Source organism: Corynebacterium sp. HMSC061H03 (assembly GCF_001838215.1).
GTDB lineage: Bacteria > Actinomycetota > Actinomycetes > Mycobacteriales > Mycobacteriaceae > Corynebacterium > Corynebacterium jeikeium_D.
In genome coordinates this window covers 41,861-57,112 of sequence record NZ_KV836066.1, presented here as the reverse complement: position 1 = coordinate 57,112, position 15,252 = coordinate 41,861, and the positions used below count along the sequence as shown (strand labels likewise).

Genomic DNA, 15,252 nt, shown 5'->3' with positions numbered 1-15,252 from the left:
AAACAATGGGTTTAACACTTGATGCGAGCAATTTTCGGAAGGACTTGAATCCCCTATGGCAATCGAATTCATCCCCACCGCTGACCTGGTTGACGAGATCGGCCCGGACGTGCGTTCCTGCGATACTCAGATGCGTAACCTCGGCGGTCGCGTGGAGTTCTGCGGCAAGATCTCCACGGTCAAGTGCTTCCAGGACAACGCGCTGCTGAAGAAGGTTCTCTCCGAACCGTCTGAAGGCGGTGTGCTTGTCATCGACGGTGACGCTTCTGTGCACACGGCGCTGGTCGGTGACGTTATTGCGGGGCTCGGCAAGGACAACGGCTGGGCTGGTGTGGTCGTCAATGGCGCGATCCGTGACTCCAAGCTGATTGGCGAGATGGACTTCGGCTGCAAGGCGCTTGGCACCAACCCGCGCAAGTCCACCAAGACTGGCGAGGGCGAGCGCGACGTCGTTGTCTCCTTCGGCGGCATTGACTTCGTTCCGGGCGAGACGCTCTACGCTGACTCCGACGGTATTGTCGTGCGCTAGTGCGCTTGTGCGCTAGACAGCAGACAAAACCGTAAAGCAATAGCCGTAAACAAAAGCCGCCGCCTCCCGGAATCTTCCAGAAGACGGCGGCTATTTTTGTCGGGCTGACCGGATTTGAACCGACGACCCCCTCACCCCCAGTGAGGTGCGCTACCAAACTGCGCTACAGCCCGCGTGCACCAAAGTGCAACGAGCTATAGGTTACATCATTGGTGTTTGCTGGCGGAAATCGCCCCAGCCCCCTGCCCTGCCTACCGCATTACTGCAGGTAGATGGTCACAGGCGTGGATGTCTCCGCCATCTGTCCCTCCGGCGGATCAATCGAGGCGACCTTGCCCATAATCGCGGCCACCGAGTTGGTCGGATTGCCCTCGGCGTCGACGACAGTCACGTTCTGGTAGCCGTTGGTACGCAGCTCCACCTCGACCGATGCCGGGCTCTTGCCCACCACGCCCTGCGGGATGGTGCCCCAACCGCTGCTGCGCTCACCGGGGCCAGGGATAGCTGGCGGCGACTCGCGAAGTTGGTCGAGCTCCTGCTCAAGGCGCTCACGGGTGTCGTTAATCGTGCCCGATGGGTCCAAGCGATCGGCTGGGCTTGTCGTGGTTTCTTCCGGCGAGGTTGTCGTCGGCGTCGGGCTTGACGACGTCTCCTGCGTCGTCTCCGCCGCATTGTCGTTTTTGTCCTCGGTTCCGGAAGTAAAGGACAAGACCAGGGCTACCAGCGCGACTACGGCCACCATGGCGGCGATGGCCACAATGGCGACAGGCTTGCCCCAGCCCTTCTTGGAGTCATCATTGCCACTGTTGCCACGGTTATTACCGTTGTTCATGTCACCGTAACCGCCTGCGCCACCTGCGGCGTACTGCTGGGTTGCGCCTGCCTGCTGGCTCGCCTGACCATAGCCGCGTTCTTCTTCAGAAAGCGGTGCCCAGTACTGGCCGCTCCCTTGTGCGCCAGCGCCTGCGCCACCGTCTTGTGCTCCGGCACCAGCGCCGGTACCTCGCGAGTTCTCAAAACGTGTTTCATCGCCGCGCTGTAAGAACTGCGTCTCAGAGGAGTCGCCGCCGAAGTATTCGGTCGGCTGCTCGCCCGCGAAGTCGGCATCCGGGTTGTATCCGCGGTATCCCTCGTCCCGCGGAATGTAGCGAGTCGCGGAGTCATCGCCGTATGCGCTTGAGGAATCGCGTCCGTAGCTGTTGTCTCGGCCATCGTGCTGAGAGCCGTCACGATTGTTGCCGCGCCTGACCATTGTCAGTTCTCCTTATCGCTAATTTACTGAAACTCTAAAATGCCAACGAAAAGCCCAAAATGCAATTGCCTAAATCACATTTTGGGCTTTTCTCAGCTCACCACGCGCAACTGGCGGAGCTTCCTAACGGCGCTTCTTCTTCTCGCGGACACGCACCGCGATGCGCACCGGTGAGCCCTCGAAACCGAACTCTTCACGCAGCTTGCGCTCCAGGAAGCGACGGTAGCCGTGCTCCAGGAAGCCAGTTGTAAACAGCACAATCACCGGCGGGCGCGAGGATGCCTGGGTGGCAAACAGCACGCGCGGCTGGCGGCCACCACGCAGCGGTGGCGGGTTCTGCTGCATGATCGCACGCAACCAAGTGTTCAGGCGACCAGTGGAGATGCGCTTATCCCACGATTCCACGGCCTCCAGCATTGCCGGCTCCAGCTTCTGCACAGCGCGACCAGTCTTGGCGGAGATGTTCACCCGACGAGCCCACGGCACGTGTGCGAGCTGCTCTGCAATTTCACGCTCGAGCAGGTCGCGACGGTCCTCATCCATGAGGTCCCACTTGTTGTAGGCGACCACAAGTGCCCGACCGGAGTCGAGGATCATCCGCAGCACGCGCTGATCTTGCTCGGTGATCTGCTCGGAGGCATCGACCAGGAAGATCACGACCTCAGCGTTGTCAATCGTCGAACGAGTACGCAGCGAGGCGTAGAACTCGTGGCCCTTGGCGGTCTTGGTCTTCTTGCGGATACCAGCGGTATCCACAAAACGCCAGAGCGCCTCGTCCATCTGCACCAGGGAGTCCACCGGGTCAACCGTGGTACCGGCCACGTCGCTGACCACTGCGCGATCTTCACCGGAGAGCTTGTTCAGCAGCGAAGACTTGCCCACATTCGGCTTGCCCACCAGCGCCACACGACGCGGCCCGGTCGGCAGCGACTTCGCACGCGGCACCTCCGGGAAGGCGGCCACCACCTCGTCCATCACGTCGGCATTGCCACGGCCGTGGAGGGCCGAGGTTGGGTGCGGCTCGCCGAGCCCGAGAGCCCAGAACTCCGCGACGTCGCCAAGCTGCGAATCCGACTCAAACTTGTTGGCGGCGAGAATAACCGGCTGCTCCGCGCGCTGCAGGCGGCGGGCCATGACCTCTTCCGTGGCGGTGATACCAACGGTGGTGTCGACGACCATGACAATCACATCGGCGGTCTCCATCGCGGTCTCCGCCTGACGAGCAATCGCCGCGTGCATACCCTTCGCATCCGGGTCCCAGCCGCCGGTGTCCTGCACCCAGAAGCGACGTCCGCCCCATTCACCCAGGTAGGAGATGCGGTCGCGGGTCACGCCCGGGAAGTCTTCGACAACTGCTTCACGACGGCCAATGAACCTGTTAACCATGGTGGACTTACCAACATTCGGTCGTCCCACAATGGCCACGGTCGGAAGAGCTTCTTCCTCCTCGTCGCTCACGCCAAGCGCTGCGAAGGCGTTTTCCAGTTCTTCCCAGTCGGCATCGTCGTCGATCTGGCCGGTTTCGGCGCGCTCGATGGCTTCGGAGATGATCGTCTCGTGGTCAGCGATCGTGCGGTCGATGAACTCGTCTGCGCTGGTGTGGCTGCCTGCGGTGCCCGGCGCGTTTTCGCTCTCCACGTTTGCGACCAGGTGTCCGGCGGTGTCGTCCTCGGAATCGTCGTAAGAGCCCTCGTAAGATTCCTCGAACTCCTCGTTGTCGACATCGTCCCAGTCCATGGTGGACCCCGGGTAGCCGGCCTCAACGACATCGAGGACGTTTTCCACGACCTCTTCAATGTCCATCTCAGAGGTGTCCAGAATGAACGCATCCTCGGCTGGCTTCAGCGGAGAGGTCGCACGGTTGCTGTCGAGTTCATCGCGGCGGATGACGTCGGCAAGCACGGTGTCGAAGTCGGCCTCACGACCAGCAGCGATGTCCTGGTCGTAGCGGCGGCGAGCGCGGACCTCGGCGGAGGCGGTCATGAAGATCTTCGCCGGGACGTCCGGGAGCACGACCGTGCCGATGTCACGGCCTTCCACCACACAGCGCACAGCCGATGCGGCCAGCGAACGCTGGAGTGCGACCAGGTTGGTGCGCACGGCCGGAATCGCGGAGACCGCCGACACGTTGCGGGTGACCTCCGGGCCGCGAATCTCGCCGGAGACATCCTCGCCGTCGAGGAGGACGGCGGTGGAGTTCGGGTCATCGGAGACTTCCAGTGGCAGGGCGGCCGTCGCCTTGGCCACGGCTTCCTCGTCGGTCGGGTCGATGCCCTGGCGCAGCACCCACAGGGTGGCAACGCGGTACATAGCGCCGGTGTCCAGGTACTTTGCACCCAGCTCGGTTGCGACCATCCGAGAGACAGTCGACTTGCCAGTGCCGGAAGGGCCGTCAATGGCAACCAACAGCATGTCGTCAGTGTTCTGCTCGCTCATGTGGGCTCCTTCAGCTCCTTGGTTCTCTTCGTTCTTTTTCACTAGTGCCATTTACAGCCCCACCGCGTTGTAGAGGGAGGTCAGCTCAGCGCGGTTGAGTGCGCGGAGAGCGCCCGGGGTCTGCTCGCCCAGCTGGACAGTGTGAATCTTAGTGCGCACCAGGCGCTCGACCGGGAAGCCCGCAGTCTTGAGCATCCGGCGGACGATGTGCTTGCGACCCTCGTGCAGCTCGATGCGGACGATAGAGCGGCCCTGCCAGACGTCGATGATCTGCGCCATGTCCGCCTTAGCGATGCCGTCATCGAGCTCAATGCCCTTTTCCAGCTCACGCATGACCTTGGCATCGACCTCGCCGACAACGGTGGCCATGTAGGTCTTGGTGACCTCGTAGCTCGGGTGCATCAGACGGTTGGCCAGCTCACCATCGTTGGTGAGCAGCAGCAGCCCCTCGGTGGGCGCATCCAGGCGACCCACGTGGAAGAGTCGCTGACCAGCGCTGATCTTCTCACCGATGATGTCGCCCACACACGGGCGGCCCATGTCATCGTGCATGGTCGACTGCACACCACGCGGCTTGTTCAGGACGAAGTACTGCATGTCCTCATTGACGATGACGCGGGAACCATCGACGCGAATCACAGACGTGTTCGGGTCCACCCGCACGCCCTGCCGCGTCACAATCTTGCCATCGACCTCGACGCGGCCTTCGTCGATAAGCTTTTCCGCCATACGACGCGACGCCACGCCTGCCTGTGCCAGGACCTTCTGCAGACGTACGCCTTCACCTGCTTCGCTGTGCACGCGCTTGCCCGAGCCGCGGCGGTCGGAGTCCACGTGCTGGTGGCGCGCCGGGCGAGCGTTGGATACGTAGATGTCCTTCGCGTGGACGTTGGAGGTCTCCATCTTCGCGCCGCTGTCGCGACGGCTGCGGTTGCGCTGGGCGTTAGTGGAGCCGCGGTTGGATTGATTCTTACGGTTCTTGTGTGCCGGTGTGCCTTCTCGGCGAGCGGGTTTAGCCACTTGACCTACATCCTTTTCAAGCGTTGGAGAATGTTCTGTTTGTTAGAACGTCAGCGCCAGGCGACGCTGTTCTCTCCCCCGTGGGCCCAAAATGGCCGGTGGAAGCAGGTTAATAAAGAGAATTACAGAGAAAGCCTCGCGCCTTGTCGTCTAGCCACCATAGCACGTTTTTCGCAAAACGCCAGCTTAACGACGTCCCGCGCGGCCTCCACCTACAACGCCTTTTACAGCGCTGCGGCCCACTCTCGCACGCCCGGCAGCCACTGCGTAGCTTTCGCCACAAACTCCTGCCGGTCCAGCGCGCCCGCTCCCGCCTGCACCGCCCCCAGCAGCGGCACCCCGGTGATGCGCGGCAGTTCTTCCAGGTTGGTCTCAATGATCGGGTCGACATCTGCCGGCAACGAACCGCCCACCAGCGCCGTGACATTGACTCCACGGCCCCGCGCCACCTCGACGGTGAGCTCCGCCTCGTTCAGGCAACCCAAATCCAACCGCGTCACGACCACCATCTGACTACCCGGCAACAACCCCGCCAGCTCCGGCAGCGCCCAGTCCTCGCCGAGTCGCACCAGCAAGCCGCCCGCGCCCTCCACGAGGACAACGCGGTTCGGCCCGTCGATAAGCTTGATTTTTTCAGCGATCTCCGTGGCGTTCGGCAGGCGCATTCCCGCGCGCTGCGCCGCCGCCAACGGCGCCATCGGCTCGGGGTAACGCTCGAAACCATGCAGGTTGTCGATCCCCGTCAGCTCCGCGACAGTGTCCAAATCACCGCCGTCAGGGCCCGGAAAACCGGTCTGAATTGGCTTGACGACGTGCACCTCCTTGCCCTCCTCGCGAAGTGCCGCCGCCAGGGCTGCCGTGCCGATGGTCTTTCCAATATCGGTACCGGTGCCTGTGACAAGGACGATGCTCATGGTGGTTGATGCTCCTTTTGGTTGCGCTACTTGCGTTTTTCCTCGGCGGCGACGATGGCGCCGATGGCTTCACAGATGCGATCGACCTCGTCATTGGTGCTGATGTACGGCGGCATGGTGTAGACCAACTTGCCGAATGGTCGCAGCCACACCCCGGCATCGACAGCGGCTGCAGTGGCCAGGCCCATGTCCACGGGGCGCTGCATCTCCACGACACCGATTGCGCCAAGGACACGCACGTCGGCCACAGCATCGCTGCTGGCTAAGGGCTGGAGCTGGTTGCGAAGTCGGGACTCGATGCGCGGGACATCCTCACGCCACTGCCCCTCTGCAATCAGGTCGAGCTGCGCGCAGGCCACCGCACAGGCCAAGGGGTTTCCCATGAAGGTGGGGCCGTGCATGATGCCTCCGCCTGCGCCACTGGAAATGGTGCGAGCCACGTCGGCGGTGGTGAGGGTGGCTGCGAAGCTCATAAAGCCGCCGGTCAGCGCCTTGCCCAGGCACATGATGTCCGGTACTACCCCGGCCGCCTGCGTCGTGAACAGGTCACCGGCCCGGCCGAAGCCGGTGGCAATCTCATCCGCGATGAGCAGAATCCCGTGCTTGTCACACAGCTTCCGGAGCCCCACAAGCAGCTCGTGGTCATGGAACCGCATGCCACCAGCGCCTTGGACCACCGGTTCAATAATGATGCCGGCGACGGAGTCGTCGATAAGCGAATCGAAGTGCGCGAGATAGCGTGCGCGTTCCTCCTCGGTTGCGCCGCGGGCGGGTGGTTTGTCGGCGAAGACCTGCGGAGTCCACTGTCCCGTCCACAGCGAATGCATGCCGCCCTCGGGGTCGCAGACGGTCATGGGCGCGCGAGTGTCGCCGTGATAGCCGCCGCGCCACGTGGCCAGGCGGGTGCGCTCGGGATGGCCTTTGGCCTGCTGGTACTGCAGCGCCATTTTAATCGCCACTTCGACGGAGACCGAACCCGAGTCGGAGTAGAAAATGGCATCGAAGCCGGGGCCTGCGAGCTTTAGGAGCTTCTCCGCCAGTTCGATGGCCGGACGGTGTGTGAGTCCGCCGAACATGACATGCGACATCGTGGTGGCCTGCTTCTTCGCGGCTGCGACCAGCTTCGGGTGCGAGTGGCCGTGGCAAGCGGCCCACCAGCTGCTCATGCCGTCGATGAGGGTGCGGCCGTCGGCGAGGTGGAGGTTGACGCCCTCGGCGGACTCGACCAGCTTGGGCGCAACCGGCGACGGGATGGGGCCGTATGGGTGCCAGATGTGGTCGGCATCGAATTGGGCGAGGTTGGCGATGGCTGGCTGGGTGTGTGGTTGGGTGGGTGGCTGGGTGTGCTGCGGGGCGGGCGGCTGCGCGGTTTCCGAGGTTGTCATGATACTCAAGCATAATACCTGTACAGCACCAGACTTGAACGCCGTTCGGGGTCGGTGGTGGAACTTCTCGCAAGGATTACAGACAGTCGCAGCGACTTTACGACACCCATGTCACCGCGTGGCAGCTGTGGAGGTGGCATGAGGTGACACCTGTGTCGTGAAGTGGAGTTTTGGGGTGGAGTTTGGGCAAGGCAGCGATAGCGAAAGCGCCGCCTAGTACAGCCGCCCCGCCTGGCTCCACACCTGTCGGCGACGCATGGCCAACTCGGCCGCCTTACCTGTGATTGTGATGGGCTGCCGCGCGAAGGCGTAGTTGCCGCGATAGCAACTGCCACCATTTGCCAGGTGACGTCGGATTTCTGCGGCCGCTTGCCGCAAGGTGGCTACGGCGGAGCCGTCGAAAAGCTGAGACCAGACAATTCGGATGACATTCAGTCCGAGGTTCTTCAGGCGCTTCTCGCGCTCCAGCTCCTTTGCGATTGCCACCTGCGTGTCCGCGACTCCGCCGTCGGTGTATTTCATACGGCCATCGAACTCGACGACCAGCCCAAGTTCGGGCAGGTAGAAGTCCACACGCGCGATGAAGCCACGATCATCCCGAAAGGAAACCTGCTGAAGCAACGGAGCCCGAGAATCGTCGACAGCAGCTAGCCCCGCCTGGACGATTGCTTCTTTAGTGAGCGATTCCCCAATGCTTTCCGACGACGCTGTCGCTTGCCCCAACAATCTCCTGGCCTGCGCATTTCCCGGAGCGCGAGGATATGCAGCCAGCGTAGCCGACAGTTCCTCGGTGTCGGTGTGGCGCTGGAGGGCGGCGTCGGCAAGCACTAGTGCATTGTGCGGGGTGCGGGAACGGCAGACGTCGATGACGGACTTTGGGACATCGGTGACGAGGCGGCCATCGACTTCTACGATGTCCTCGGGGAGAATCCGGCCGGAAACGCGGATGAGGCGGCTGTGTGGCCGGTAGGGGCCGTCGGGTGTGCTTCGCGATTGCCCGCGCTTGCGGCCAGAGTTGGCTACCGCGATCGGCGTGTTATGCGTGAGTAGAGGTAAACCGTGGAGAGCAGCGGCGGCATCGCGGGTGATTACGGTGGCGGTACCGCGATGGATGAGCGCTTTGATTTCCAGGATATAACGTTCGGTGCTGTTTAGGGTGAGCCACCTGTCGACAGGCACGTACGCGCCGTGTGCGAGCCACAGGAGGCTGCCGCTTTTGGCCCGCCGGAGGAGATCTCGGTCGGAGTGCTGGCCGATTCGGGAAATTGCGAATGTGCTGGGGCGGGCGCATTCGCGCTGCTGGCCGGTACGGATGATGTCGTCGGCGTCGTAGATCCACTGCGGCATCGGATTGCGCTCCTGAGGTCCATGCATTTGCTGGCTGGCGGGTGGTGGTGTGAGTGTTGGTGAGTGTTTGCGTGTTTGCGAGTGTTTGCGAGTGCTTGTGAGTGCTACGTTCTCATTTTTGGGCTCACACGGAGGCTCAGGAGGCGTCGATTTGGCGTCGACTGTGGATAGTTTGCAGTTTTCGGGAGTTATCCACAGTGTGTGTGGTGGGTGTGGTGGGTGTGGTGTGGTGGGTGTGGTGGGTGTGGTGGGTGCGGTGGGGGTGCAAAGGCTCGCAGTGAGCTGTCGTGAGCAGCAAACCCAGCCCCAAAATGCGACTTCACGACACCCATGTCACCTCGTGGCAGCTGTGGAGGTGGCATGAGGTGACACGCGTGTCGTGAAGTGGGTTAGCCGATGGAGCGAGCCCCGCAGCCCCGCGGCCCAGCTAGGCCCCCTGTCCAACCGCCCCAGAACCCCACCTAGTCCAACGGCTCGTCGATCAAGTCGACTTCAGGCAGCAGCGGAGCCAAATCAGGCAGCTGGTCCAGCGAATCAATCCCCAAAAGCTCCAGGAACAGCGTCGTCGTAACGTACAAATGCGCGCCGGTTGCCGGGTCCTCTCCGGACTCCGCAATCAGACCGCGCGCGACCAGCGTGCGCATCACCCCATCGACATTGACACCGCGTACACCGGAGACCTGCGCACGCGTGGCCGGCTGTCGGTAAGCCACCACTGCCAGCGTCTCCATAGCTGCACGTGAGAGCTTCGACTGCGAGCCATCCAGCAAGAATCGCTCCACCGCGCTGGCGTGCGCGGGAGCCGTGTAGAAGCGCCAGCCCTCATCCGTTTCACGCAGCTCAATGCCGCTGCGACGTGCACGGTATTCGTACTCGATCTCGCGAAGCACGTCACGGACATCACTTGCGGAAACATCCAGCGCCCGCGCCATATCCTCCGCCGCCACCGGCGTATCGACTACCAGCAGAATCGACTCCACGCCTGCTCGCAACGGGTCAATGGGCGGCAATTGCGCCGAAGAAGCAGACACGGGCTCCACGGCCTGCTCGGATGGTGCGGAACTGGTTTCGCTCATGCGCGTCAGATTACGCAACCTCCCGCGCCGGGCGCTAATTGGCCGGGCGCTAATCAGCTGTTAGCGCCAGCCCAACCAAGCCCACGCCCGACCAAGCCCACGCCCGACCAAGCCCACGCCCAACAGCCAAGTCCCAACAGCCCAGCCCCAACAGCCAGCCCACGCCCAACAGCCAGCCCAGCCACCTACTCCCAGTTCGCCGCCGCCACGACGGCCGGGTCCACGTCCAGCCCGGTCCAGGCCACGTGGATTTCCTCCAGCGCCTCCTCCTGCTCCACACCGATCGCCTTGGCTCGGTAGAGCTCCAGCAGCGCCAGGAACCGTCCGACAACTTCCATGGACACGCGGCACTCCGAGGTCAGCTGCGTAAACGTCAGCCAGGTCCCCTCGCCTGCCAGCCGCAGCGAGTCCAGAATCTTGCCCGCCTGCTCAGGCACGGACACGGGCACACCGTGGATGTGTCCGACGCCAACTTCCTCCGGCGGCTTCGGCCGCATCACGACGGCCGCAAACTCGGCAAACTCCCCGAGAGTCATGCCCAGGCGCACGGGCGGCAGCAGCTCCTCGAACTGCTTGTCCGGCCCCACAGCTCGCGGATAGCGCCGCGGCGCGGTCTTCTGCCACTCCTCGAATTGGTCGGCTACCTTGCCATACGCCTGGTACTGCAGCAGTCGGGCGAACAGCAGGTCGCGTGCTTCTAGCAGTTCGAGGTCTTCTTCGCTGTCGACGTCGCCACGCGGCAGAAGTCGTGCGGTCTTGAGGTCGAGCAGCGTCGCTGCCACGACGAGGAATTCGGTGATTTCGTCGAGGTCGCTGACTGCGTCGAGGCTGCGCGTGTACGAGATGAACTCGTCGGTGACCGCCGCCAGCGCGACTTCGGTGACGTCCATCTTTTTGCTGCTGATCAGCTGGAGCAGCAGGTCGAAGGGCCCGTTGAAGTTCGCGAGCGCGACGCGGAAGCCGGTGATCTCTTCCTGCACGCCCTCGCTTGACGACGGTTCGGGAGTGTAACTATCCGGGGAAGTCACCTATTATTTGCGGCCTTTGCGTTCGATGACCTCGCGGGCCAGGTTGCGGTACTGCGCCGCAGCTGGGGTGTTCGGCGCCCAGGTGGTGATGGGCTCGCCAGCGACAGAGGTTTCCGGGAAGCGGACGGTACGGGTGATGACCGTATCGAAAACCTTGTCACCGAAGACCTCGATGAGGCGTTCCATGACTTCCTTGGCGTGGCGAGTGCGGCGGTCAAACATGGTCACCAAAATGCCGGAGACTTCCAGGTTGAAGTTCAGGCGGTCGCGAACCTTGGCCACCGTGTCGGTGAGCAGTGCCAGGCCGCGCAGCGAGAAGTACTCCGCCACCATCGGGATAATGACGCCCTCTGCGATGGTCAGTGCGTTGACGGTCAGCAGGCCAAGCGATGGCTGGCAGTCAATGATGATGAAGTCGTAGTCATTCATCACTGGGCGCAGTGCGCGTCCGAGAGCCTGTTCGCGGCCGACTTCGTTGACAAGCTGGATTTCCGCAGCCGACAGGTCGATGTTGGCCGGGACCAGATCCAGACCGGAGACCTTGGTGTGGTGGATGGCGTCGCGGACATCGGTGGTGTCGTCGACGATGAGGTTGTAGACAGTTAGGTCGAGTTCCTCATGTGGGACGCCAAGACCTGCGGATAGTGCGCCTTGCGGGTCCAAGTCAACGAGCAGGACTTTACGGCCGAACTCTGCCAGCGCTGCGCCCAGGTTAATGGTCGAGGTGGTCTTACCCACGCCGCCCTTCTGGTTACACATTGCCAGGATGACCGCGGGGCCGTGACTGGTCAGGGGTGTGGGTTCCGGCAGCTCACGTGCCGGACGACCGGTGAGACCGAGTTCAACTCGATCGGCCTCAAACAACCCTTCTTCAGCCACAGTCAATCCCTCTTCCTTGAAGATTTCTCATTAAACCTGATGCGTCATACACTCTAATGCGCCATATACCAGTGCCGTATATTACGGCACATATTACCGCGAGTATTCAGCCCGTGGGTGAGCCCCCGCCCAGACTCGTCGCATATTCTCCGCGGTGATCATGGTGTAAATCTGGGTCGTCGTCACCGAGGCGTGTCCCAGCAGCTCCTGAACAACGCGCACATCAGCACCACCTTCAATGAGGTGCGTGCCGAAACTGTGGCGCAAGGTGTGCGGGGAAATTTTCACGCTCAGCCCGGCGCGCTCACCCAACTCCGCCAGTGTATTTCCGGCCGACTGCCGAGACAGCCTGCGTCCCAGCGAGTTGATAAACAGCGCCGGCCCGGAGTTCGCCCGCACCCAGCTCGGCCGCCCGCGTGTCAGCCACGCATCGAGCGCCGCCATGGCCGGCGAGCCCACTGGCACGATGCGCTCCTTGCCGCCTTTGCCGCGCAGCAGCACCAGGTTGGTTTCGCGGTCCACGTCATCGATATCCAGACCGGTAACCTCTGAAACACGGGCGCCGGTCGAGTACAGAAACTCCACCAGTGCACGGTTGCGCAAATCCGTCACGTCAGCGGTGTCGTCGTTGGGGATGGACTCGATAAGCCGGGTGACCTCATCAATGCTGAGTGCCTTCGGATACCGCGAGGGCTGCTTCGGCGGCGCCACCCGCTTGGCGACATCCACCTCCAACGCGCCCTCACCCACCGCGAACTTGTGGAAGCTCCGCACGGCCGACAGCGACCGCGTCACCGAGGTCGGGGCCAGCGCTGGCCTGCCCGCCGACTTATCTCCCCGCGCGAGATACGCCAGGAACTCTGACACATCCTGCTCGGTGACCTGTGCCAATCGCGTACGCCCAATCTCCCGCAGATAGGTGCGGTACTTCTCCAAGTCACGCTTATAACTGGCGAGCGTATTCGCCGACAGCCCCTTTTCCACCGCGAGGTAGGTCACGAAGGCGTCTACAAGCGGATCGATCGAACTCATCGGATGCGTTTCAGATCCGCGCCGGCGCCGAGCTGCTCCGTCCGACGCTGAGCCAGAGTCGTCGGTCGAATGTCGAACGGCTCCGCGACCGAGCGCGGCGTCGCACCCCGCAGCAGCACCTCCGCCGCCAGCAGAATGCCGGACAGCGCGATGCCGTTGAGAATCTCTCCGCGCAACGCCATCGCTACTGCCTCCTCGACGTCAATCCACGACGCAGTCATGTCCGCTTCCTCATCATGGGCTTCCGGCTTATCGACGGCACGGAGACCCCTGGCCAGATAGATCCGGACCGCTTCCTCTGCGAAGCCGGGCGAGCTGAACATATCGGTAAGCAGGGACCAGGACTCGGCCTCCAGTCCGGCTTCCTCGACCAGCTCGCGCTTGGCGGCCTCCAGTGGGTCCTCGTCCGCGACATCGAGAAGCCCGGCCGGTAACTCCACCAGGCGCTTCCCTGCCGCCTGCCGCCACTGATTGAGCAGGTAGAGGCGGTTATCCTCATCTGCGGCAACGACTGCAACAGCGCCGAAATGCTCCACGATCTCGCGGGCGGATACTTTCCCACCCGGCATTCGCACCTGGTCGCGGCGGACCGCGATGATAGGTGCCTCGAGAACAATTTCGGAATCAACAACGTCAAATTGATGCGCCATGAGTTTCACTCTAATAGCTGGGCCGGATTCGGCTGCGCGGCGCCGAGGCTAGTTGCGCTTGAGGGCTGCGGCGATGAGGCCGTCGAAAAGCGGATGGGCGCTGGTGGGGCGTGACTTCAGCTCCGGGTGCGCCTGCGTGGCCACGAGGTATGGGTGCACGTCCGTGGGGTATTCGACGAATTCGACGAGTTTGCCGTCCGGCGAGGTGCCCGAGATGACCAGGCCGGCCTCTTCGAGCTGCGCGCGGTAGGCGTTGTTGACCTCGTAGCGGTGGCGATGGCGCTCAGTGACATCGGTGGTGCCGTAGAGGCCGGCGACGACGGAATCTTCGGCAAGCTTCGCCGGGTAGGACCCCAGGCGCATGGATCCGCCCAGGTCAGCCTCACCGGAGACCGCCTGCAGCTGTTCCTCCATCGTGGCGATGACCGGCTCGGCCGCATTCTCGTCAAACTCGGTGGAAGAAGCGCCTTCAACGCCTGCCGTGCGCGCCGCCTCAATGACGACGCACTGCATGCCCAGACAGATTCCCAGCAGCGGCGTGCCGGTTTCCTTGGCGTAGCGGATGGTCGCGATCTTGCCTTCAATGCCGCGCCCGCCGAAGCCACCGGGGATGACAATCGCGTCAACGCCGGCCATGTTCTTCTTCAGCCCCTCCGGGGTTTCGCAGTCATCGGACGCGACCCAGCGGATATTCGCCTTCACGCGGTGGGCGAAACCGGCGGCCCGCACAGCTTCCGCGACGGACAGGTAGGCGTCCGGCAGGTCAATGTACTTGCCGACGAGCGCCACCGTGACCTCGCCCTTCGGGTTGTGGACGCGTTCGAGCAGGTCTCCCCACACTGCCCAATCCATGTCGCGGAACGGCAGGTTCAGGCGGCGGATGATGAAGGTGTCCAGGTGCTCTTCATAGAGGACCTTCGGGATGTCGTAGATGCTCGGCGCATCCGGGCAGGACACCACGCCCTCGCGGTCGATGTCACACATCAGCGCAATCTTGTTCTTGAGGGAGTCGGGGACATCGCGGTCGCATCGCAAAACGACGGCATCGGGAACCAGACCAATCGAGCGAAGTTCAGCCACCGAGTGCTGGGTAGGCTTGGTCTTCAGTTCCTTGGAGGGGCCGAGGTACGGAACCAGTGACACGTGCAGGTAGAAGACGTTCTCGCGGCCGACGTCGTGACGCACTTGCCGTGCGGCTTCCAGGAAGGGCTGCGATTCAATATCGCCGACGGTGCCGCCGATCTCGGTGATGACCACGTCGGGCTTTTCGCCGTTTGCGTCGGCATTGCCCATAGCGACGATGCGGGATTTGATCTCGTCGGTGATGTGCGGGATGACCTGCACGGTCTGGCCGAGGAATTCGCCGCGGCGCTCCTTGGCGATGACCGAGGAATAGACCTTGCCGGTGGTGACGTTGCCGCCGGCGGAGAGATTGCGGTCGAGGAAGCGCTCATAATGCCCCAGGTCGAGGTCGGTTTCTGCACCGTCTTCGGTGACGAAGACCTCGCCGTGCTGGAAGGGGTTCATAGTGCCCGGATCCACGTTGAGGTAGGGATCGAGCTTCTGCATAGTCACTTTGAGACCACGCGAGGTGAGCAGGCGGCCGAGCGAAGCCGCGGTTAAGCCTTTTCCGAGGGAGGAGGCTACGCCTCCTGTAACGATGATGTATTTCGTAACCACGGGACTTCAGAATATCGCTTGCGC

13 protein-coding genes and 1 tRNA gene are annotated in these 15,252 nt (G+C 62.8%); 1 reads left to right on the top strand and 13 read right to left on the bottom strand.

The features are described from left to right. Window positions 1-55: 55 nt before the first annotated feature. Window positions 56-529, top strand: a complete 474-nt coding sequence (gene rraA / locus HMPREF2787_RS04965) for a ribonuclease E activity regulator RraA (RefSeq protein ID WP_016422839.1) — start codon at window positions 56-58, stop codon at window positions 527-529. Window positions 530-628: 99 nt separating this feature from the next. Here the strand turns inward: rraA and HMPREF2787_RS04960 are convergent. The 13 genes from HMPREF2787_RS04960 to HMPREF2787_RS04900 all read right to left on the bottom strand — a co-directional run bounded on the left by HMPREF2787_RS04960 (window position 629) and on the right by HMPREF2787_RS04900 (window position 15,228). Beyond that, window positions 629-702 (bottom strand) — tRNA-Pro (locus tag HMPREF2787_RS04960). 86 nt (window positions 703-788) lie between these two features. Then, window positions 789-1,781: a PASTA domain-containing protein gene (locus HMPREF2787_RS04955; RefSeq protein WP_070858554.1), complete on the bottom strand. Its 993-nt coding sequence runs from the start codon at window positions 1,779-1,781 to the stop codon at window positions 789-791. A gap of 123 nt (window positions 1,782-1,904) precedes the next feature. Beyond that, window positions 1,905-4,217 carry a bifunctional cytidylate kinase/GTPase Der gene (gene der, locus HMPREF2787_RS04950; RefSeq protein ID WP_070858663.1) on the bottom strand — a complete coding sequence of 771 codons (2,313 nt, stop codon included), beginning with the start codon at window positions 4,215-4,217 and terminating at the stop codon, window positions 1,905-1,907. A gap of 51 nt (window positions 4,218-4,268) precedes the next feature. Then, a complete protein-coding gene (locus tag HMPREF2787_RS04945; RefSeq protein ID WP_042389329.1) occupies window positions 4,269-5,120 on the bottom strand; it encodes a pseudouridine synthase in 852 nt (283 codons plus the stop codon). A gap of 341 nt (window positions 5,121-5,461) precedes the next feature. Beyond that, the gene (gene bioD / locus HMPREF2787_RS04940) at window positions 5,462-6,151 is read right to left on the bottom strand and encodes a dethiobiotin synthase (protein ID WP_070858552.1); all 690 of its coding nucleotides are present in this window, start codon (window positions 6,149-6,151) and stop codon (window positions 5,462-5,464) included. Between the two features lie 26 nt (window positions 6,152-6,177). After that, entirely contained in the window at window positions 6,178-7,536 is a 1,359-nt protein-coding gene (locus tag HMPREF2787_RS04935; RefSeq protein ID WP_246824205.1) for an adenosylmethionine--8-amino-7-oxononanoate transaminase, read from the bottom strand. Window positions 7,537-7,749: 213 nt separating this feature from the next. Further along, window positions 7,750-8,910 (bottom strand): PDDEXK family nuclease, encoded by a 1,161-nt coding sequence (locus tag HMPREF2787_RS04930; protein WP_141763270.1) that lies wholly within the window; start codon window positions 8,908-8,910, stop codon window positions 7,750-7,752. Between the two features lie 434 nt (window positions 8,911-9,344). Beyond that, window positions 9,345-9,959, bottom strand: a complete 615-nt coding sequence (gene scpB / locus HMPREF2787_RS04925) for an SMC-Scp complex subunit ScpB (protein WP_049189939.1) — start codon at window positions 9,957-9,959, stop codon at window positions 9,345-9,347. Window positions 9,960-10,144: 185 nt separating this feature from the next. After that, a complete protein-coding gene (locus HMPREF2787_RS04920) occupies window positions 10,145-10,987 on the bottom strand; it encodes a segregation and condensation protein A (RefSeq protein WP_172954612.1) in 843 nt (280 codons plus the stop codon). A gap of 3 nt (window positions 10,988-10,990) precedes the next feature. After that, window positions 10,991-11,866 carry a ParA family protein gene (locus HMPREF2787_RS04915; RefSeq protein WP_070858550.1) on the bottom strand — a complete coding sequence of 292 codons (876 nt, stop codon included), beginning with the start codon at window positions 11,864-11,866 and terminating at the stop codon, window positions 10,991-10,993. Between the two features lie 93 nt (window positions 11,867-11,959). Continuing rightward, the gene (locus HMPREF2787_RS04910) at window positions 11,960-12,898 is read right to left on the bottom strand and encodes a site-specific tyrosine recombinase XerD (protein WP_070858549.1); all 939 of its coding nucleotides are present in this window, start codon (window positions 12,896-12,898) and stop codon (window positions 11,960-11,962) included. Then, complete coding sequence (locus HMPREF2787_RS04905; RefSeq protein ID WP_070858548.1) at window positions 12,895-13,548, bottom strand: NUDIX domain-containing protein; 654 nt, start codon at window positions 13,546-13,548, stop codon at window positions 12,895-12,897. Before HMPREF2787_RS04905 ends, HMPREF2787_RS04910 begins: the two co-directional genes overlap by 4 nt. 48 nt (window positions 13,549-13,596) lie before the next feature. Continuing rightward, window positions 13,597-15,228, bottom strand: coding sequence for a CTP synthase (locus HMPREF2787_RS04900; RefSeq protein WP_070858547.1), 1,632 nt, complete (start codon window positions 15,226-15,228; stop codon window positions 13,597-13,599). Between the last annotated feature and the right edge of the window lie 24 nt (window positions 15,229-15,252).